This window comes from Paraburkholderia ultramafica (assembly GCF_902859915.1).
Taxonomy (GTDB): domain Bacteria; phylum Pseudomonadota; class Gammaproteobacteria; order Burkholderiales; family Burkholderiaceae; genus Paraburkholderia; species Paraburkholderia ultramafica.
Genome location: NZ_CADIKK010000001.1, coordinates 82,723 through 101,121, shown reverse-complemented (window position 1 = coordinate 101,121; position 18,399 = coordinate 82,723). Strand labels below are relative to the sequence as shown.

Annotated in this window: 15 protein-coding genes; 13 read left to right on the top strand and 2 right to left on the bottom strand. The window is 67.4% G+C overall.

Annotated features, from left to right (window positions below; all coding sequences use genetic code 11):
• The first annotated feature begins 36 nt into the window (after positions 1–36).
• The 10 genes from HV744_RS00485 (at position 37) to HV744_RS00440 (ending at position 13,930) form a co-directional block, all read left to right on the top strand.
• A complete protein-coding gene (locus HV744_RS00485) occupies positions 37–651 on the top strand; it encodes a YopT-type cysteine protease domain-containing protein (protein ID WP_175147617.1) in 615 nt (204 codons plus the stop codon).
• A gap of 173 nt (positions 652–824) precedes the next feature.
• Positions 825–2,711, top strand: coding sequence for a type VI secretion system tip protein TssI/VgrG (gene tssI / locus HV744_RS00480; protein ID WP_246278881.1), 1,887 nt, complete (start codon positions 825–827; stop codon positions 2,709–2,711).
• Entirely contained in the window at positions 2,708–3,256 is a 549-nt protein-coding gene (locus HV744_RS00475; protein ID WP_175147616.1) for a DUF6931 family protein, read from the top strand. The genes tssI and HV744_RS00475 overlap by 4 nt, the downstream gene beginning before the upstream one ends.
• Positions 3,253–4,857: a type VI secretion system-associated FHA domain protein TagH gene (tagH, locus tag HV744_RS00470; RefSeq protein ID WP_175147615.1), complete on the top strand. Its 1,605-nt coding sequence runs from the start codon at positions 3,253–3,255 to the stop codon at positions 4,855–4,857. The genes HV744_RS00475 and tagH overlap by 4 nt, the downstream gene beginning before the upstream one ends.
• A 65-nt stretch (positions 4,858–4,922) precedes the next feature.
• The gene (gene tssK, locus HV744_RS00465; protein WP_175147614.1) at positions 4,923–6,260 is read left to right on the top strand and encodes a type VI secretion system baseplate subunit TssK; all 1,338 of its coding nucleotides are present in this window, start codon (positions 4,923–4,925) and stop codon (positions 6,258–6,260) included.
• Positions 6,257–7,627 carry a type IVB secretion system protein IcmH/DotU gene (gene icmH / locus HV744_RS00460; RefSeq protein ID WP_175147613.1) on the top strand — a complete coding sequence of 457 codons (1,371 nt, stop codon included), beginning with the start codon at positions 6,257–6,259 and terminating at the stop codon, positions 7,625–7,627. Before tssK ends, icmH begins: the two co-directional genes overlap by 4 nt.
• Positions 7,628–7,631: 4 nt before the next feature.
• Complete coding sequence (gene tssM / locus HV744_RS00455; RefSeq protein WP_175147612.1) at positions 7,632–11,207, top strand: type VI secretion system membrane subunit TssM; 3,576 nt, start codon at positions 7,632–7,634, stop codon at positions 11,205–11,207.
• Entirely contained in the window at positions 11,204–12,820 is a 1,617-nt protein-coding gene (gene tagF / locus HV744_RS00450) for a type VI secretion system-associated protein TagF (RefSeq protein WP_175147611.1), read from the top strand. Before tssM ends, tagF begins: the two co-directional genes overlap by 4 nt.
• The gene (locus tag HV744_RS00445; protein ID WP_175147610.1) at positions 12,817–13,575 is read left to right on the top strand and encodes a PP2C family protein-serine/threonine phosphatase; all 759 of its coding nucleotides are present in this window, start codon (positions 12,817–12,819) and stop codon (positions 13,573–13,575) included. The genes tagF and HV744_RS00445 overlap by 4 nt, the downstream gene beginning before the upstream one ends.
• A gap of 10 nt (positions 13,576–13,585) precedes the next feature.
• Positions 13,586–13,930, top strand: coding sequence for a hypothetical protein (locus HV744_RS00440; protein WP_246278880.1), 345 nt, complete (start codon positions 13,586–13,588; stop codon positions 13,928–13,930).
• 52 nt (positions 13,931–13,982) lie between these two features.
• Here HV744_RS00440 and tssA read toward each other — a convergent pair whose 3' ends face one another.
• Both tssA and HV744_RS00430 read right to left on the bottom strand, forming a co-directional pair.
• Positions 13,983–15,035 (bottom strand): type VI secretion system protein TssA, encoded by a 1,053-nt coding sequence (gene tssA, locus HV744_RS00435; RefSeq protein WP_175147609.1) that lies wholly within the window; start codon positions 15,033–15,035, stop codon positions 13,983–13,985.
• Between the two features lie 201 nt (positions 15,036–15,236).
• Complete coding sequence (locus HV744_RS00430; RefSeq protein WP_175147608.1) at positions 15,237–15,539, bottom strand: hypothetical protein; 303 nt, start codon at positions 15,537–15,539, stop codon at positions 15,237–15,239.
• On the opposite strand from HV744_RS00430, the gene HV744_RS00425 reads away from it, so the two are divergent.
• From HV744_RS00425 to HV744_RS00415, 3 genes are all read left to right on the top strand, one after another.
• Positions 15,538–16,092: an RNA polymerase sigma factor gene (locus HV744_RS00425; RefSeq protein ID WP_175147607.1), complete on the top strand. Its 555-nt coding sequence runs from the start codon at positions 15,538–15,540 to the stop codon at positions 16,090–16,092. The genes HV744_RS00430 and HV744_RS00425 overlap by 2 nt on opposite strands.
• Positions 16,089–17,039 (top strand): anti-sigma factor, encoded by a 951-nt coding sequence (locus HV744_RS00420; RefSeq protein ID WP_175147606.1) that lies wholly within the window; start codon positions 16,089–16,091, stop codon positions 17,037–17,039. Before HV744_RS00425 ends, HV744_RS00420 begins: the two co-directional genes overlap by 4 nt.
• A gap of 125 nt (positions 17,040–17,164) precedes the next feature.
• Entirely contained in the window at positions 17,165–18,244 is a 1,080-nt protein-coding gene (locus tag HV744_RS00415; protein WP_175147605.1) for a catalase family peroxidase, read from the top strand.
• Positions 18,245–18,399: the final 155 nt, after the last annotated feature.

Sequence of the window (18,399 nt, the reverse complement as noted above, 5' to 3'; positions counted from 1 at the left end):
CGCGGCTACGAAAGCAATTCTGACAACGAGGAAACGATGGAACAACCGACGTTTGTGTTCAAGCAGGGTGATCTCCTGAAAGGCATGACGAGTTCGCTAAAAAAAGGAGCATGTTGGGGGCTAACCGTCAGATGGCTGCGAGACTGCTTCTCCGGTGGCCCAAGTGTCGCCGGCCTGGGTATCAATCATGGTACGACGGGGCACGAGGCGTTGATCGACCATTCCGAACGGGCCAATCAGTTCCTGAGCGGCATCTCGGGCGACAGTCAGATCGCGAACGGAATCGTCATGCTCTCCTCCGGTCGACTCGATGGCGCGCGCGACTCGCGGATCGATAACCCCGCCGGCTCTTCGGCGGGGCTTCTCTCGATGAGCAAGGCAATCTCGATCACGTCCGCATTGTCGAGCGATGGCAACAACTATTTCGGGATGATCGTCTTCACTTGTGCGATCGGCCGACACGCGATGGCGGTCGTCAAATGGCGCAATGTGTGGGCATTGTTCGATCCGAACTATGGCACGTGGACGTATGCCGGCGATGCCCAGGGCGCACCGCCGAAGTTTTCGGCCTTGCTCAAGGACAACTTCGACAGCTACAAGGTAACGGAAGTGAAGCTCTTCAATATCACGAGACTTACCACCGAGTACTAAAGCGGTCTGCTCGCCGGCGCGCGCGATCCCGCGCGGATGTGCCGCGCCGCTCTGTTGCGGAGCCAGCATCCTTGGCGTCGCGCAAGCCGAGCCCGCCATGTCGACGGAATAGATAAGGGTATCCAGCTGTTCTTTGTCGTGATGCACATCGACAAACGCTCGCAGATCATCCTATGGCTCACGCAATCACGCTCACCTCCAATCTCGGCAGCAGCCTTCTGTTCTCGAACATGACCGCGACCGAGTCGCTCGGCCGGCTGTTTTCGTATCAGCTCGAAGCGATCAGCAAGAACGCCGAGGTCGATCTTCGCGCGCTGCTCGGCACCCCGATGACGGTGAAGCTCGTCAGCCCGCAGGGCTACACGCGGTATTTCAACGGCATCGTCTGCGAGGGCGAGCAGCGCGGGTTCGTCAACATCGACAACGTGCGCTATGCGGTCTACAAGTTCGGGCTCGTGCCGAAACCGTGGCTGTCGACACGCCGGCGCGACTGCCGGATCTATCGCAGCATGAGCGTGCCGCAGATCATCCAGTCGGTGCTCGGCGACATCGGCTACGGCGACGTGAAATTGAGCCTGAGCGGCAGCTATCCGGCGCGCGACTACTGCGTGCAGTACCGCGAGAGCGACTTCGACTTCATTAGCCGGCTGATGGAGCAGGAGGGTATCTATTACTTCTTCACGCACACGGACGGCACGCACACGATGGTGCTCGCCGATGCGCTCGGCGCGCACTCGAGCGTGTCCAGCTTCGAGCAGATTCCGTATGCACCGCCGATCGAGCGCGGCAAGCGAATGAAGGCATCGATCAGCGAATGGAAAACCGCGCGCACGGTAAACACGACCCGTGTGCAGCTCGACGACTACGACTATCTGAAGCCGAAGGCGTCACTGCTCGCGACCGAGGAGCTGACCGACAAGGACGATGCGCACAACGTCGGCGGCCTCGACATCTACGATTACCCGTATGAGTACGTCGGCTACGACCAGCGGCTGCCGGACGGACAGCGCTATGCACAGGCGCGTGCGGACGCGCTGAATGTGCCGCTGCTGACGAGCGCCGGCCACACCGACGCGTGCGGCCTCGCAACCGGCGCCCTATTCAGGTTGAAGGATTTCCCGCTTCCCGACGCGAACCAGGAATATCTGGTGATCGAGACCGAGATGCGGCTCGTCGAGCCCGACTACGTGACGGGCGGCGGCGCGGACGACGGCGAGGAGCCGTTTCGCTGCGCGTTCAAGGTGATCCGCAGCCGCCAGCCGTTTCGCACGATGCCGGTGACGCCGCGCCCGGTGATCGCCGGCCTGCAGACCGCGGTGATCTACGGCGACACGCCGGAGGACATCGCGGTGGACAAGTACGGCCGCGTGCAGGTCACCTTCTTCTGGAGCCGCCCTGGCAAGCCGAACGCGCAGAACTCGTGCCCCGTGCGCGTCGCGCAGATGTGGGCCGGCAAGCGCTGGGGCGCACAGTTCATTCCGCGCGTCGGGCAGGAGGTGGTCGTCAGCTTTCTCGACGGCAATCCGGACCGGCCGCTGATTATCGGCAGTGTCTACAACGCGGACAACATGCCGCCGTACAGCCTGCCCGACAACAAGACGCAGAGCGGCGTGAAGAGCCGCAGCCACGCAGGCGGCGGCAGCGAGGACTACAACGAGATTCGTTTCGAGGACAAGCAGGGCGGCGAGCAGGTGCTGATCCATGCGCAGCGGGATCTGCGCGAGGAGTCCGGGCACGACCATGACGTGCAGGTCGCGCGCAACTACACGCTGACTGCCGGTGACCAGATCAAGCTCGTCACCGGGCTCGCGAGCATCACGATGAAGAGCTCCGGCGAGATCGCGATCCAGGGCACCAACCTCACGATCAACGGCGACCTGAACGTGACGATGAGCTCGGGCCTCGCGATGGAGATCAACTCGAAGGCCAATCTGAACATGAGTTCGATCGCGGCGATGGAGATCCTGTCCGAGGCGGACTGCCTGGTCCAATCGACCAACCTGCAGTTGATCGGCACGGCCACCGCGGTACTCGGCGGCGCGGCGCCGATGATCCTATGAGCACGATCCTCGACGCCGCCCGGCAGATGCGGCTTTCCGCGCCGGCGAATGCCCGCCTGCGGCCGGCGATGGACCCCCATGCGGCTGTCCAGACCCTGCTCGACGACGGCCTGACGGCCGACGCGCTGAGCCTGCTCGCGCGGCTGCTGCCGCGCCGCTACGCGGTGGCGTGGGTGTGCCAGTGCGGCAGCCGGCAGACGCTCGGCGAGCACGACCACGCGGGCCTCGCGCTGGCCGAAACGTGGGTGCGCGATCCCGGCGAAGCGCATCGGCAGGCCGCGGCGTCGTTTGCAAACGCGCACCGCTACCGGACCATCGGCGCATGGGCCGCCGCTGCCGCCGGCTGGACGGGCGGCAACCTGAATCCGCGGCATCAGCAGCCGACCCCGCCGCCAGAGCATCTGACCGCGATCGCGGCAATGGCGGCCGTGACCTACATGGCCGCGCTGATTCCCGCGCAACTGGACGTGCGCCGCACCGACTTCGTGCGCGACGCGCTGGGCCTGCTCGGCGTCCCTAACGGTATCGACGGAGGGTTCAAATGAGCAGCGCGCCGAGTCTGATCCTGTCGGTGCAGGGCGAACGGGCCGGGCGTTTCGACGGCCGGCGCGAGCAGAGATTCGATTGTCGCGACGGCAGCATCGGCCGCTCCGACGAGTGCGACTGGGTACTCGGCGCGGAAGGCGTGTCGCGCCTGCACGCGCTCGTGCGCTACCTGAACGGCCTGTACTTCATCGAAGACCGCAGCACCAACGGCATGCTGCTGAACGGCGCATCGCTGCGCAGGGGCGACCCCGCCGCGCTGAAGCACGGCGACCGTCTGCAGATCGACACATTCGAGATCGGTGTGCGTCTGAGCGGCGACACGGCGACGCTATCGGATGCCTCGCCGGACAGCGGCCGGTCCGCGATGCCGCCGCCCGCGCCGGTCTCCGCATTGGCGCCCGCGCCGGCAACCGCGCAGAACATCGATCCACTCGATCTGAGCCTGTTGCTGGCGCCCCGGCGGACCGATGCGCAGACCGGCGCGGGCGACGCGGGCCATGCCGCAGGATTGATCCCCGGCGCGACCGATGCGGCGGCGCCGGGCGCGAGTCTCGATCCGCTCGCGCTGTTCGATGCGCCGTCGTCGTATTTCGACGAGGCGGCGCCGCCCGCGCCGCCCGCGCAGGGTTGGAACCACACGCCGGCCGTGTCCGACCGCTTCCGGCCGCCGCAGATCGAAGCGGTGCGCGCGAGCGGCCCGCTGCTGCCGGACGATTGGGACGTGAGCGGCAGCCGGGTTGCACCGCGTCCCGAGCCGCAGCGGGGCGACTCGCTGCTCGCGCGAGCTTCGCCAGCTTCGCCAGCTTCGCCAGCTTCGCCAGTTTCGCCAGTTTCGCCAGCTTCGCCAGCTTCGCCAGCTTCGCCAGCTTCGCAGCCGGGCGCCTCGGCGTCCGAGTCGTCCGCGGCGGTACAGCCACATCCCCCGCCGCACGAGGCGCCCGCGATCCGGGTCGCGCCGGTGCCCGGTTCACAGCGGCCGCCGGGGCCGACGTCGATGCCGGTTTCGACGCCGGCGCCGGCACCGTCAGTCGCCAGCTCGGCGGCCGCGGCCGAGTCCACCGCCGCCGTGCAGCCGGCGTCGTCCGCCGGCACCGCGTCGCCGGAGTTGACCGAAATGTTCCATATCGCCGTGGACGCGATGATGGACGTGCTGCGCGCACGGGCGGAACTGAAGAACAGCTTCCGGCTGCCCGCCACGCTGATCCAGCGCTCGGAGAACAACCCGCTGAAGTTCGCGCCGACCGCGCAGGAAGCGGTCAGGAAGCTGTTCGCGCCGCCGGACAACGGCTTTTTGTCGGGCAGCGCGGCGCTCCACGACGCCGCCGACGACATCCGCAATCACCAGATGGCGATGCTGGCCGGCGTGCGCTCCGCATTCCAGTCGCTGCTCGCGCATTTCGATCCGGCGCGCATCGAAGAGTCCGAAGGCAGCGTGCGACGCTTGCCGCTTGGCGGCCGACCGCGCCACTGGGAGCGCTACAAGGCGCAGTTCGACGCGCTCACCAGGCATCCCGACGAATGCTTCCAGCGCCTGTTCGGCGACGAATTCGCGCGCGCCTACGAGGAACAGCTAGCGCGGCTGAAACGCCGTCGCAACTGACCATCGCGAACGCCCGTCGTCCAGCAGCCGGACGACGCATAGAGAACCTTGATCGACGTACGAACATGACCCATAGCAACAAAGTCATCTGGAGCGAAGGCCTGTTTCTGAGGCCGCAGCACATGCAGCAGCAGGAACGCTACTTCGAGCGCTACGTGGAGTTGCGTGCCGGCGGACTGCGCCCGTATGCGTGGGGCTTCCAGCAGCTGGAGCTCGAAACCGACCTGCTGGCGATCGGCAAGCTTGGCATCAAACGCGCACGGGGCGTGTTCCCCGACGGCACGCCGTTCGCGATGCCCGGCGACGATCCGCTGCCGCCGCCGCTCGACATCGATTCGAACTGGCGCGACCAGGTTGTTCACCTGAGCTTGCCGCTGCGCTCGTCGACGCAGCCCGACAGTGCATGGGCCGATTCCGGCGCCGAGCAGATGTTCCGCTATCGGGTTCGTGAAACCGACGTGCGCGACGCGTCCGGCAGCATGGAGGGGCTCACCGCGCTCGAGGTGGCGGGCATGAGCACGCGGCTGCTGCCCGAGTCGCAACCGGCCGAAGGCCTGGTGCGGATTCCTGTCGCGCGTGTGATCGAATGCCGGGCGGACCGGCGCGTGATCCTCGACGAAGGCTTCATGCCCACCGCGCTGCACACCGAGGCCGCCGGCCGTCTCGTGACCTTCCTGTCCGAACTGCTCGGCCTGCTGCACCAGCGCGGCGAGGCGCTCGCTGGCCGTGTCGCCGAGACCGATCGCGGCGGCGCGGCCGAGATCGCCGACTTCCTGATGCTGCAGGTGATCAACCGCTATCAGCCGCTCGTCGCGCATCTCGCCGAGGCGCCGCTGCTGCATCCGGAAGCGCTGTACCGGCTGCTGCTCGAACTGGCCGGCGAACTGGCGACGTTCACCGCACCGGGCAAGCGCGCGCAGACGTTCCCGCCATATCGGCACACGGCGCTGCGCGAGAGCTTCGAGCCGGTGATCGCCGCGTTGCGGATCGCGCTCAGCGCGGTGCTCGAGCAGAGCGCGGTGCCGATTCCGCTGCAGCAGCGCAAGTACGGCGTGTGGGTCGGCGTGGTGCCCGATCCGACGCTGCTCGACACGGCGACGTTCGTGCTCGCGGCGAAGGCCGACATGAAGGCCGAAGACATGCGCCGGCAGTTGCCGACGCAGTCGAAGATCGGTCCGGTCGAGAAGATCCGCGATCTCGTGAACCTGCAACTGCCGGGCATCGGCGTGTCGCCGATGGCGGTCGCGCCGCGCCAGTTGCCCTACACGTCCGGCTTCCTCTACTTCGAGTGCGACCGCAACTCGTCGATGTGGCGAATGCTGAAGACGTCCGGCGGCATCGCGATGCACTTCGGTAGCGGCTTCGCCGGGCTCGACCTGCAATTCTGGGCGGTACGCACATGAGTACCAGCCATCGCAACGACGATCCGACGCCGCGCATCGACGCGACCGTGCTGCGGCCGCAAGGGAGCGCGGGCGCCGACGGCGCGACCCATCTCGGGCCACCGCGCGTGCCGCCGCGTACGCCGTCGACCGGCTTCGCACAACCTTCGCCTGCTGCGCCTTCCGCACGTTCGGCGCGGCGCGCCGAGCTAGCCGACTTCATGAGCGGCGTGGCGAACCCGCTCGTGCGCGCGGCCAATCCGTTGCTGCTGCTGACCGTGCAGTTGCGGCACAGTGTGGCGTCGCCCGCCGACGTCGCCCGGCTGCGCGAGCAGGCAGTCGCGCAGGTGCACAGCTTCGAGCGCCACGCGCAGAACGCGGGCATCAACACGCAGACCGTCATGGCCGCGCGCTACGTGCTGTGCACGATGCTCGACGAGGCCGTGAACAACGCGCCGTGGGGTGATCTGAGCGGCTGGGCGCAGAAGACGCTGCTCGTCACGTTCCATGGGGAGACCTACGGCGGCGCGAAGTTCTTCCAGATCCTCGATCGCCTGAGCGTCGATTTCTCGCGTCATCTCGATCTGATCGAAATGATGTACATCTGCCTCGCGCTGGGTTTCGGCGGCCGCTATCTCGTCGAGCCGGGTGGCCTGGGCCGTCTCGCCGACATCCAGGACGATCTGTATCGCCGCATCCGCGGGCTGCGCGAAGCGCCCGCCGCCGAGCTCGCGCCGCACTGGCGCGGCGTCGAGGATCGCCGCAATCCGGTGATGCGCCATGTGCCGCTGTGGGTCGCGCTCGCCGCGTCGGCCGTGATCGTGCTCGGCGCGTTCTTGTACTTCTTCACGCGGCTCAATGCGCTGACGGAGCCCGTCAGCGCACAGCTCGCCGCGATCGGCCTCGAGAGCGCGCCACCGCCGCAGAGCGCGGTCGCGCCGAAGGCCGCGCGCAAGAGTCTGAAGCAGTTGCTCGCGCCGCTCGAACAGTCCGGCGCGCTGGGCGTCGACGAGCAAGCCGACGGCCGCGACACCGTGCGTCTCGCCGCGAGCGCGCTGTTCCCGTCCGGCGGAGCCGACCTCGGGCCCGACGAGATCCCGCTGCTGCGCCGTGTCGCTGCGGCGCTGAACCAGGTGCAGGGGCGCGTGATCGTCGTCGGCCATACCGACGACCAGCCGGTGCATTCGCTGAAATTCAAGGACAACTTCGAACTGTCGACGGCACGCGCGCAGAACACGCTGGCGATCCTCGCGCAGGGGCTCGACGATCCGCGCCGGCTCGAGGCGAATGGCGCCGGCTCGTCGCAGCCGATCGCGACCCCGCCGAGCCTGCCGGCCAACCGGGCGCGCAACCGGCGTGTGGAAATCCTGTACATCCCGGAGAACTGAACCCATGAACACGCTGAAAACCTGGGTGAAGTCCCGGTGGTTCGCAATCGCGATCGGGCTGTTGCTGGTCGCGGCGCTGATCTGGCTCGGCGGCCCGTACCTCGGCATTGCCGACCGGCAGCCGCTTGCTAGCCCAGCGGCCCGGCTCGCGCTGATCTTCGCGATGGTGCTGGTCTGGCTGCTCGTCATGCAGCTCCTGCAATGGCGCGCGCAGCGCAAGACCGCGCGGCTGTCCGGCGCTCTCGCCGGGCAGGAAGCGCAGCTCGCCGCCGAGGAACCGGGCAGCGCCGAGCGTGCGCAACTTCAGCAGCGCTTTCGCGAGGCGATCGACATGTTGCGCAAGACGCGCCGTAACGGCCGCAATCTGTACGCGCTGCCGTGGTACGTCGTAATCGGCCCGCCCGGATCGGGCAAGAGCACGCTGCTGCAAAACTCCGGCCTCGACTTCCCGCTGTCGGAGCGCTTCGGCAAGGAAGCGCTGCGCGGCATCGGCGGCACGCGCGACTGCGACTGGTGGTTTACCGACGAGGCGGTGTTTCTCGATACCGCCGGCCGCTACACCACGCAGGATTCCGACGCGATCGTCGACGCGTCGGCATGGCAGTCGTTCCTGACGCTGCTGCGCCGCTATCGCAAGCGCCGGCCGCTGAATGGCGTGATCGTGACGATGAGCGTGTCCGATCTGCTGACGTTCGACGACGACGCGCGTCAGCAGCACATCCGCACGGTGCGCCGGCGCCTCGACGAGATCACGCAGCATCTGAAGGTCGCGGTGCCCGTCTATCTCGTGTTCACGAAGTGCGACCTGGTCGCGGGCTTCGGCGAATTCTTCGACGATCTCGGGCCGGAACTGCGCAGCCAGGTCTGGGGCATCACGTTCCCGCTCGACGCCAGCCTCGACGGCAGCGCGTGCAGCCGGTTCGCGGGCGAATACGACCTGCTGCTCGAGCGGCTCAATACGCGGCTGATCGAGCGTCTGCACGCCGAGCGTGACCGCAGCCGGCGCGCGGCTGTGCTCAGCTTCCCGCAGCAGCTCGGCGCGTTCCGCGAGATCGCCCGGCAGTTCGTCGAAGGCGCGTTCGGACCTCACGAGTACGGCACGCCGCCGCTCTTGCGCGGCGCGTATCTGAGTTCCGGCACACAGGAAGGCGCGCCGATCGACCGGATGTTGAGCGCGGTCGCGCGCACCTTCGGCGTCGATGCGGCGCGGGTGCAGGTCGGCGCCGGGCAGCGGCACACCTACTTCGTCGAACGGTTGCTGAAGGAAGTGCTGTTCCGCGAGTCGGGCCTCGCCGGCACGAATCCGCGGCTCGAACGGCAGAAGCTGCTGATCCAGGCGGCCGCCTATGCGGGCATGGCACTGGTCACGGTGCTGCTGGTGGCCGGCTTCGCGACCAGCTACGCGCGCAACCGCGGGTTCGTCGCCGACGTGCAGGGCGCGCTCAAGGATCTGCCGGGCGCCGATACCCTGGCCGGCGTGCCGGACGTCAAGTCGTATTTCGCGCGGGCGCTGGCACGGCTCGAGGTGATCTCCGCTACGCAGGATGTCGCGGGCCAGTACCGCGATCATGTGCCGTTGCTGATGCGCTTCGGCCTGTTCCAGGGGCATGCGCTGTTCGCACAGGCGCACGGCGCGTACCTGCGCGAACTCGACACTACGTTGCTGCCGGGCATCGGCGTGCGCTTTCGCGAAGGCCTCAGCGCGAGCGCGAGCGATCCGCAGTCGCTGTACGACTATCTGAAGGGCTATCTGATGCTCGGCGAGCCGCAGCATCTGGATCCGGGCGAACTCGCCGCGCTCGCGCGCCTCGAGTGGCAACGATTGTTCCCGCAGGATCCGGCGATCAGCAAGGCGCTCGACAAGCACTTCTCGGCGCGGGTCGGCGATCCGCAGAAACCGCGTGCGCTGTCGCTCGACAATGCGCTGGTCGACCAGGCGCGCGCGACGCTGAAGACCGCGGATCTCGCCACGCTGATCTACGGCAGCGTGCAGCTCGAAGCCGGGCGCTCGGGCACCTCGCCGGTGCGCCTCGACGAATCGTTGGGACTGCTCGGCAATGTGTTCCGCCGCACGAGCGGGGCGCCGCTGTCGCAGCCGCTGCCGGTGCTGTTCACGCGGCCGTATTTCGCGTTCGAGGTCGACGGCGGGCTCGGCCAGTCGGTCGATCGCTTCGTGAAAGACTACTGGGTGTTCGATACCGGCCGCGTCGATCCGCTTGCGCGTTCGCGCTATGAGCAGCAGGTGCTGACGCTGTACGAGCAGGACTACATCAAGAGCTGGGATGCGTTGCTCGCCGATCTGCAACTGCAGCCGGTCGCGAACATTCAGGACGCGAGCGCGCTCGCCGCGAAACTGTCCGGACCGAGTTCGCCGCTGAAAGCGCTGCTCAATCTGGTCCGCGACAACACGAGCGATCTCTTGCGTGGCCCGGCAAGCGCCGGCGGCGCGTCCGCTGTCGATGCGGTGACGGCGCAGGCGAAGACGGTCGGCGAGAACGTCGTCGCGCGGCGCGCGCTGAACACGCACCTCGCCCGTGAATTGCGCAACTCCGGCGCACCGCTGCCTTACGGCATCACGCGTGGCGTGGGGAATGCGAATGCGGCGAATGCGGCGGGCACCCGTCAGCCGGGTGCCGCGATCGAGGAGCATTTCGCGCCGATCGACCAGCTGAGCATCGGGACGCCGGGCTCGACGCCGCTCGACCACACCATCGGCGTACTCGACCAGCTTGGCAAGACCCTGCTGACGATGAACGACCTGAGCGATCCCGCCGCGCAGAACAATCCCGCGTTGCTCGCCGCGCGCCAGGAAGCGGGGCAACTGCCGCCGCAAGTGGCGGGACTGATCTCCGGCCTCACCGGCAAGAGCGCGGATCTGGTCGCGGGCGGCGGCAGCGCGGCGCTGGCCGACAAGTTTCGTGCTGCCGCGGGCAACGACTGCGCGAACTTTGTCGACGGCCGCTATCCGTTCGCGCCACGCGGCGCGTCGGACATTCCGGTGCAGAACTTCGCCGAACTGTTCGGCAACGGCGGACGGTTCGACAGTTTCTTCAAGTCGACGCTCGCGCAGCGGGTCGATACGGGCGGCCGCACATGGCGCTGGAAGCCCGGCATGCCGCCGGGACCGGACCAGGTGCTGGCCGGGGCGCAGGTTGCCGACGATATCCGCCAGATCTTCTTGCGCAATGGCGCGCAGGTCCAGGTCGGCTTCACGCTGCTCGCGCCGCAGCTCGATCCGTCGATCGTGCGGGTCGTCGTCGAGATCGACGGGCAGAAATACGACTCCTCGGCGAATGGCGCGTCGGGCGCCGCGATGACATGGCCCGGTCCGCAACCCGGCCACGTGGTGGTCAGCGCGTTCGACGGCTCCAACCATCCGGTCGGCGCACCGCTGCGATTCGACGGCGACTGGGCGTTCTTCCATGCGCTCGACGCGGGGCGCCTGCAGAAGCAGGGTGAGCAGCGCTATCTCGCGAGCTTCGTTTTCGACGGCCGTGCGGTCAAGCTGCCGATCCAGCCGGCGAGCCTCCGCAATCCGTTCCTCAACGATGAAGTGCGGCGTTTCAGGTGTCCGCGATGAGCGGCGTCGTCGGCTTTTATGGCAAGCTGCCAGGCGCGGGCGACTTCGTCCGGCGCCGGCTGCCGTCTGACTTCGTCGATGGCTGGGACCGTCATTTCCAGCGCGCGGTCGACACCGGCCGCCGCGAAATGGGTGAGCGCTGGACTGCCGAATGGCGGCACGGTACGGCATGGCGTTTCGTGCTGCCGCCGCAGGTGTGCGGCAACGGCTCGTGGTGCGGCTTGACCGGGCCGGCCGTCGACCGGCTGGGCCGCGCGTTTCCGATGGTGCTCGCGACGCCGTGTGACGGCGACGTCGCGCGAATCTTCGGCCAGGACGCGTGGTTCGACGCGCTCGAATGCGTTTATCGGAGTGCACAGCACGAGCCGGTCGGCGTCGAGACGTTCGATGCGGGAGTCGCGGCACTGCCTCATCCGCTGGCCGACGCGAGCGACCTGTCCGCGTTCTGGCGCGGGCTGCCGTGGGACAGCGGGCAGTGGCAACTGGAGATGCCCGGCGGCGCGGCCGCCGGCGTGATACTGACCGAGGCGTGGCGGCAACTTTGCTTGCGGCCGGGGCCCTGGTGTCTGTGGTGGACCGAGGGGGCGGCGCGCCTGCTGGCGACGCGTGGATTGCCGCGCAGCCATGCGGCGCTGCTCGATGCGCTCCGGGCGCAACGGTACGACGAGGTCGAAGTTGCCGATGGATTGGCCGACGGATTCGGTGAGCGTAGCGCCGGCGGCCTGCCGTCCGTGGCGCCGCCGTCGCACGATGCGACGCAGACGATACGAAGCGACTGGCTCGCGGACGACGCGCCTCGCGGACGTGCCGCGTCAGACAAATGGCGCGAGCATTCGACTGGCGACCCGCTGACGGCCACGCTCACGGCGTCGCGCATCGATGCGACGGACCCCGCGCGCGGCGACGTCACGGTGGCGAGCGTGGATGGCGCATCGTGGTTCGACGGTTCGCGCACGGCGCAAGACACGGCGCAAGACACGGCGGAGGCCGGCGACACGATGCTGTGGCTCGACAACGGCCGCATGCTGGTCCTGAGCGCCGACGACGGCCCGTACGACGCACGCCGCGCGGCCGCGCGGGGCATCCGCGAGACGGTGGCGGCGAGCGCGCCGGATCCCGTCAGCCTGCGGGTCGGCCTGATGTCGCTGCACGCGCGTCTGCGTGGCGCGAGCCACGATGCGCCCGGGACTGCGAACGAAAACGGCGTGGCGATCGTCGTGCGCTTCGACGGCACGTACGCCCATTTGCTGCGGGTCGGCGCTGCGGTGCTATGGCACTGGCGGCGCGGGCAGTTGCAGGCGCCGTTCGTCGAACGCGCGGCGGGCGCCGGCGGCGAATTCGAAGATCTGCTGTTCGGCGACGCGTGGCTGAACATGCCCGGCATCGGCACGGCCGGCGGACCGGATTGCGATGAAGCGACGCTCCGGCTCGCCCCCGGCGACCGCCTGCTGCTGCTCGCCACGCGCGAACTCACGCAGCTTCCACCCGACTGTCTTGCCGAAGCGCTCGCGCTCACGACATGCGACGACGCGCGCGCGCATCTCGCGATCCGCGCCGGGCTCGGCAGGCCGTCCGCACAATGGCCGCTCGCGGTCGTGGAAGTCCAGCCATGACGACGCTCTACCGCTGCGCCGGCCGTACCGAGATGGGCAACGTGCGCCGTCGCAACGAGGATGCGATCCTGGTTCGCGACGATCTCGGCCTGTGGGTCGTCGCCGACGGGCTCGGCGGCCATGCGGCGGGCGATTACGCGAGCACGCTGATTGTCGAGCGGCTGGGCGCGCTGACTCGCGGCGGCGACGTGAACGACTTCATCGCCGCGATCGAGGACAGCCTGCAGCAGGTGAACGCCGAGCTGCGCGCCGCCGCCATCGCGCAGCAGGTCGACGTGATCGGCTCGACCGTCGCGCTGCTGGTGCACGCCCCGGCGTTCATGCTGTGCGGCTGGGTCGGCGACAGCCGCGTCTACGTCCACGAAGACGGCGCGCTGATTCAGCTCACGCGCGATCACGTGCAGGGCCAGCCGGTGGACATCACCCATTACGGGGCGCAGCCGGCACCGGCCGCGAGCGCGGGCGTGCTGACCCGGGCCGTCGGCGTCGAGGAGACGTTGTTCGTCGACTGGGTGGTGGCCGGCAACCGTCCCGGCATGCAGTTCCTGCTGTGCTCGGACGGGATCAACAAGGAACTGAGCGACGACGAACTGGCAAACGCGTGTCGCGAGCCGCACAGCCCGCAGCAACTGGTCGACCGGCTGTTTGCGCTCTCGCTCGCACGTCGCGCCCGCGACAACCTTTCGGCCGTGATCGTGCGGCTCGAAGCGCGTTGCCACGCGCAACGCCGCGACGGATATGGCCGCGCCCGATGAGGGAAGGGAGATGAGCGTGCGCGAGCAGCAGGTCAACGACGCATTGCGCGTGCTTGATGAAATGCACCGGCTGTGCAGTATCGAACGCGACGAGTACCGGCGACGCCGGCGTCAATTGCTCGAATCGCTATGCGACGCAAGCGGATGCAACGGCAGCGATACCGTACGGCGCGCGCTGCCGGCGGGTGTCACGCTGTCGGCGGGCACGACGGTGCCGCGGCACGCTGCCGGCAAAGCGGAAGTGGCCGCGCCGCGTGGCCGTCGGGTCAGCTCACGCTTGGCCACCGTGTGCGTGGTGGTGCTCGGTGTCGTTGCGGGCGCCGCCGCCGTCTGCTGGTTCTTGATGACTGCCTGACGGACTGTGGTGCCGCGACTGCCGTGGTGTGACGCGGCGATCCGTGAAGCACTTATTCGCTATCCGACCCGGACAGTGTCTGAAATTCCGGCAGTGCGCCCGGCGCGATGTCCTTCAGCACTTCGGCGAAGCTTTTGCCGACCAAACGCCGTGCCCGCCTGAGCAGAACCGGTAGTGGGCTCGAAGGTTCAATTCGTTCGTAATACTCACAGATCTCGTCGAGTCGGCGGATCACGTCATGGTGGTCCGCGATCTTGCCGTGTGCCTGCTGGAGCGCCGGGCTCGATGGGTGAGCGTCGCTGTCCCGCACGGCGACTTCGGCGGCGGCGCTTGCTTCGAGCCGATCAGGGAAGCGCCGGAGCAGTTGCGCATCGACGAACTTCTTCAGCTCCTCGATATCGCCGGACAGGTGGCTCATGTCAGGGCTCGCCGTGCCCAGTTTTTCCCGCAGCAGCGCGATGATGGCTTGCGCATGCGCGTGCGCGTCGGCCAGCATCGCGGCTGACGCGGGCAACTGATCGTCGGGGCAATCCATGCAGCACGCTTCGAGATCGACGAGTGTCGGAGCCGGCGTGCTGTCCGCCGATGGCGGCGCGGTGATCGCGCCCGTCGCGACGCGCAGATCGCGCAGCGAAAAACGGCCGAGCCGCGGCGACTGCACGAATGGCGCGATCCGGAAATAGCCTAGTGCGCTTTGTGGATCGGCGAGCGGCATCACCGCGTTCGCGCGGGCGGTCGGGTCGTTGTCGTCGTCGGCATCCAGTTGCGGGTGCACGTCGTCCCAGTACTGTTCGAGCAGGCCGCGCACGAGGCCAAGGCCCGCGGCCCATCCGGAGAGGCCGTGCCTGCGCGTTCGAGCCGCAATCAGGTGGACGGCGACGCGCAGGTCCTTGGTGCGGGCGAGCAGCGCCTCGGCGGCGCTCGCGACCTTGTCCCAGTCGGGCTCCTGCGCGGCCTTCAAGCTGTCACCCATCGCGCGCTCGGGTGTCGGCATCGCGATCTGCTCGAGCTCGGTGAAGGCCGGATCGTATTCGAGGTTCGGGCCGCTCGGTGTCGGACCATCGATCGGGGCGAGCAGGGGATCGGTCGTGTCTGATTGGCTCATGATGGGCTGGGAGATAGTCGACGCGCTGCCGATTTGTACCGGATCACCGGCGATACGTGCACAAGCGCCCTCGTACAGCAGAACAACTGGCAACAGATAATTATTCCGTGCGTTATTGCGTAACGGTGCGGTTCCTGTCGATCACTTGTGCATCGATGCCGATGCTGGAAGCGGCTAATTGAAACTCTCCGGCCGGATTGTTTAGTTCCGGGAATCACCTTGTTTAGTTAGCCCTACTTGAAGTATGGGCATCGCTAGCATTTGCTTACAATTTTTCCGGTTCTGCGCAGCATCCGGCACGACGGCGGATCGCGCCGATGCCACGACGTATCCGTGCTTGCGGCTGCGACGAAAACGGCTTATTTTTGGCGGAAAACCGTGCTTGCGTGCATCGGCAAACGTTTGACGTCCGCTGTACAATTTGCGAATTTCTTCACCCCGCAGTAACGGCCAGTTTTCGGCCGGCACGCCGGCCGGCAACCCTGCTTTCAGCCAGTCAATCATGTCAACAGCAGATGTCGAGAATTTGCCCAGTCTTCTGCCGGGCATGCTGCCGCGGCTTTGGGCGTTCTCTCTGCGCCTGTGCGGGAACCAGCACGACGCCGAGGATGTACTCCAGCGTGCCTGCATACGGGGGCTCGAACGCGCCCATCAATTGCAGCCTGGCACCTCGCCGCTGAGCTGGATGTTCTCCATCGTTCATTCGACCTGGATCAACGAACTGCGTGCGCGCAACGTGCGCACTCGTTCGAGCATGGAATGGGACGACAACTTCCTCGAGACCGTGGCTGATCCCGGTGCGCGTAATCCGGAAGCGACCCTGATGAGCAGTGAGGTCATCGCCGCCGTCGAGCGTCTGCCCGAAGCGCAACGGATCGTCATGTTGCTGGTCGCGGTCGAGGGCTTGAGCTATTCCGAGGCGGCTGAGGTGCTCGGCGTGCCGATCGGCACGATCATGAGCCGGCTGTCCCGCGCGAGGCAGACTATCGGCGCGCAATTCGGCGACCGCGATGCGCCGGCGGCACGGTCGGCCAGAACCCAGCGAGCAACGCGATGAAGATCGATGACGCCAGCCTGTTGGCCTACGTCGACGGCGAGTTGTCGACGGACGAGTGCGCGCAAGTCGAGAAGGCGATCCGCGAATCCGACGAGATTGCGTTGCGCGTGTCGATGCTGCGTGCGTCGCAACTCTCGTATATGGAAGCGTTCGACCAGCAGTCGCTGCCGCCGGTGCCTGAATCCCTGAGCCGAAGTGTCGATGAGCTGATCCGCCAACACCTCTCGGGCGCGTCCGCGCAGCGCGCCGCAGACGTTGCCGATTCCAGCGTCGACGGCGCAGCCGGGCAATACCCCGGCGATAACGTGCATCGGCTAAAGCCACGCGCTCGATCGCTGCCGCGGCTGACATGGCCGAAGCTCGCGGTGGCGTTCGTCGCGGGCGCGTTCTGCTGCGGACTCGCGCTGTACCTGGTGCCGCAAATGACCGGTGGCAGGGGCGGGTTCATCACGGCTTCGAACGATTCCAGAATGGCGCCGTGGATCAAGGCGGCAGCCGGCTATCAGCAGCTTTACTCGCGCGATACGATTGCACAGTTGCAACCCGACTTGCGCGTGACGGCCAGCACTGTCGCCGACATCCGCAACATCGACAATCTCGCTGTGCAGATTCCCGATCTGCGCAGCCAGGGCCTCACGTTCAAGCGCGTTCAGCGCCTGCGCTTTCACGACAAACCGCTCGTGCAGATCGTCTATCTGCCGGAGCAGGGCAAGCCGGTCGCGCTGTGCGTGCTGCAGGAGGTGAAGGCCGATGCGGCGCCGTCGACCGCTAGCGTCGGCGGAATGGCCGTGGTTGCATGGCGTCGCGGGCAGCTCGGCTACGCGCTGATCGGCGAGCCCGGCGCCGTCGATCTGGACGCGCTCGGCAAGCGGCTCTTCAACGGCCAGGTATCGGCCACCATCAGTGACAACGACAACGACGCCGGTGACAACGCCCATCGGACCTGATCCGACCGTCAACGATCAATCATGTGCCGAGCTAATCACGCTGCAGTGCCCCGTCCTGATCCGCATCGGTTTGCAAGGCCGATGCCGCCTCGCTGCGGGCTTCGCTGGTCCGTCACGCAGTCCTGATGAAGTTCGAGCGCTCGCGCGGGTTGCCGCCGCGCTCTCAGAGGTTTGATCTGGGGCTGCGCTGGGTCGTTGTGCTCGCCATACCCGCGACGATCGCCGCACTGTTCGTCTGGTGCGCCGGCTGGTTTTCGCCGCGGCCGAGCGCGCCGCGCATCGTCGATGCGTTCGAGGCGACGACCACGCCGCATCCGGGTTTTCGGCGCAATCACGCGAAAGGCATCTGCGTGACCGGACACTTCGAAAGCAACGGAAATGGCGAGTTGGTGTCGCGCGCGAGCGTGTTTGCGCCCGGTCGCTATCCGCTCGTCGGACGGCTGTCGATACCCGGCGGCGATCCCGGACAGGACGATGGCGCGGGCGCGGTACGCAGTTTCGCGCTGCGCACTGTGCTACCGCACGGCGAGGACTGGCGCATTGCGATGAACTCCGTGCCGATCTTCGCGGTGCGCACGCCGCAGGCGTTGTTCGAGCAACTGAATGCGGATGCGCGGGATCCCCAAACGGGTCGGCCGGACCCGGAGAAAATGCAGGCGTTTCTGGACAGCCATCCGGAGGTCCGCGCGTTTGATCGATATCTCGATCAGCACCTGCCGTCGTCCCGCTACGACAACGCGACGTATTACGGCATCAGCGCGTTCCGGATGACCGACGCGCACGGCGTGCATCGCTTCGTGCGCTGGGAGGTGGTGCCGGACCTTCCGTATCGTCCGGTCGATGCGCGCAAGCGGCGCGATCCGGACTTCCTGTCTTACGATCTGATGAGGCAGCTCGCGACCGGCCCGTTGCGCTGGCATCTGGTGCTGAACGTCGCGATGCCCGGCGACTCGATCGACGACTCGACCCGGCAATGGGCGAACTCGCCGAGCCGGCCACGGATCGACGCGGGCACCTTCGTCATCGAGCGCGCGCAGACGCAGATCGACGGGCCGTGCCGCGATATCGTGTTCGACCCGACGATCCTGCCGGCCGGCATTGCGCCATCCTCCGATCCACTGCTCGCCGCGCGATCGTCCACGTACCACGTGTCGCTCGAGCGCCGCACGTGGGAAGAGGCGGCCGCTTTGGCGAATGGGCACTGAACGCCGTCGCGGCCGCAATTCGTCGCCGATCCGATCCGTTCGCTCTGCAGACGATTGCGTGCGCTGGCCGACGGCGCGGCGGATTCCGAGGGCCGGCAAGCGCACGCGATGTGGCGTGAATGCGGTCCGGTTTAAACGCTACCTGCGAAGAAGGT

What these genes read in the sequence shown, in the direction of transcription:
- HV744_RS00440 (WP_246278880.1), top strand. Translation starts at nt 13,586, where the DNA reads ATGAGCGTGCGCGAGCAGCAGGTCAACGACGCATTGCGCGTGCTTGAT.
- HV744_RS00425 (WP_175147607.1), top strand. Translation starts at nt 15,538, where the DNA reads ATGTCAACAGCAGATGTCGAGAATTTGCCCAGTCTTCTGCCGGGCATG.
- HV744_RS00485 (WP_175147617.1), top strand. Translation starts at nt 37, where the DNA reads ATGGAACAACCGACGTTTGTGTTCAAGCAGGGTGATCTCCTGAAAGGC.
- icmH (WP_175147613.1), top strand. Translation starts at nt 6,257, where the DNA reads ATGAGTACCAGCCATCGCAACGACGATCCGACGCCGCGCATCGACGCG.
- HV744_RS00415 (WP_175147605.1), top strand. Translation starts at nt 17,165, where the DNA reads ATGAAGTTCGAGCGCTCGCGCGGGTTGCCGCCGCGCTCTCAGAGGTTT.
- tagF (WP_175147611.1), top strand. Translation starts at nt 11,204, where the DNA reads ATGAGCGGCGTCGTCGGCTTTTATGGCAAGCTGCCAGGCGCGGGCGAC.
- tssK (WP_175147614.1), top strand. Translation starts at nt 4,923, where the DNA reads ATGACCCATAGCAACAAAGTCATCTGGAGCGAAGGCCTGTTTCTGAGG.
- HV744_RS00475 (WP_175147616.1), top strand. Translation starts at nt 2,708, where the DNA reads ATGAGCACGATCCTCGACGCCGCCCGGCAGATGCGGCTTTCCGCGCCG.
- tssM (WP_175147612.1), top strand. Translation starts at nt 7,632, where the DNA reads ATGAACACGCTGAAAACCTGGGTGAAGTCCCGGTGGTTCGCAATCGCG.
- tagH (WP_175147615.1), top strand. Translation starts at nt 3,253, where the DNA reads ATGAGCAGCGCGCCGAGTCTGATCCTGTCGGTGCAGGGCGAACGGGCC.
- HV744_RS00445 (WP_175147610.1), top strand. Translation starts at nt 12,817, where the DNA reads ATGACGACGCTCTACCGCTGCGCCGGCCGTACCGAGATGGGCAACGTG.
- tssI (WP_246278881.1), top strand. Translation starts at nt 825, where the DNA reads ATGGCTCACGCAATCACGCTCACCTCCAATCTCGGCAGCAGCCTTCTG.
- HV744_RS00420 (WP_175147606.1), top strand. Translation starts at nt 16,089, where the DNA reads ATGAAGATCGATGACGCCAGCCTGTTGGCCTACGTCGACGGCGAGTTG.
- HV744_RS00430 (WP_175147608.1), bottom strand. Translation starts at nt 15,539, where the DNA reads ATGATTGACTGGCTGAAAGCAGGGTTGCCGGCCGGCGTGCCGGCCGAA.
- tssA (WP_175147609.1), bottom strand. Translation starts at nt 15,035, where the DNA reads ATGAGCCAATCAGACACGACCGATCCCCTGCTCGCCCCGATCGATGGT.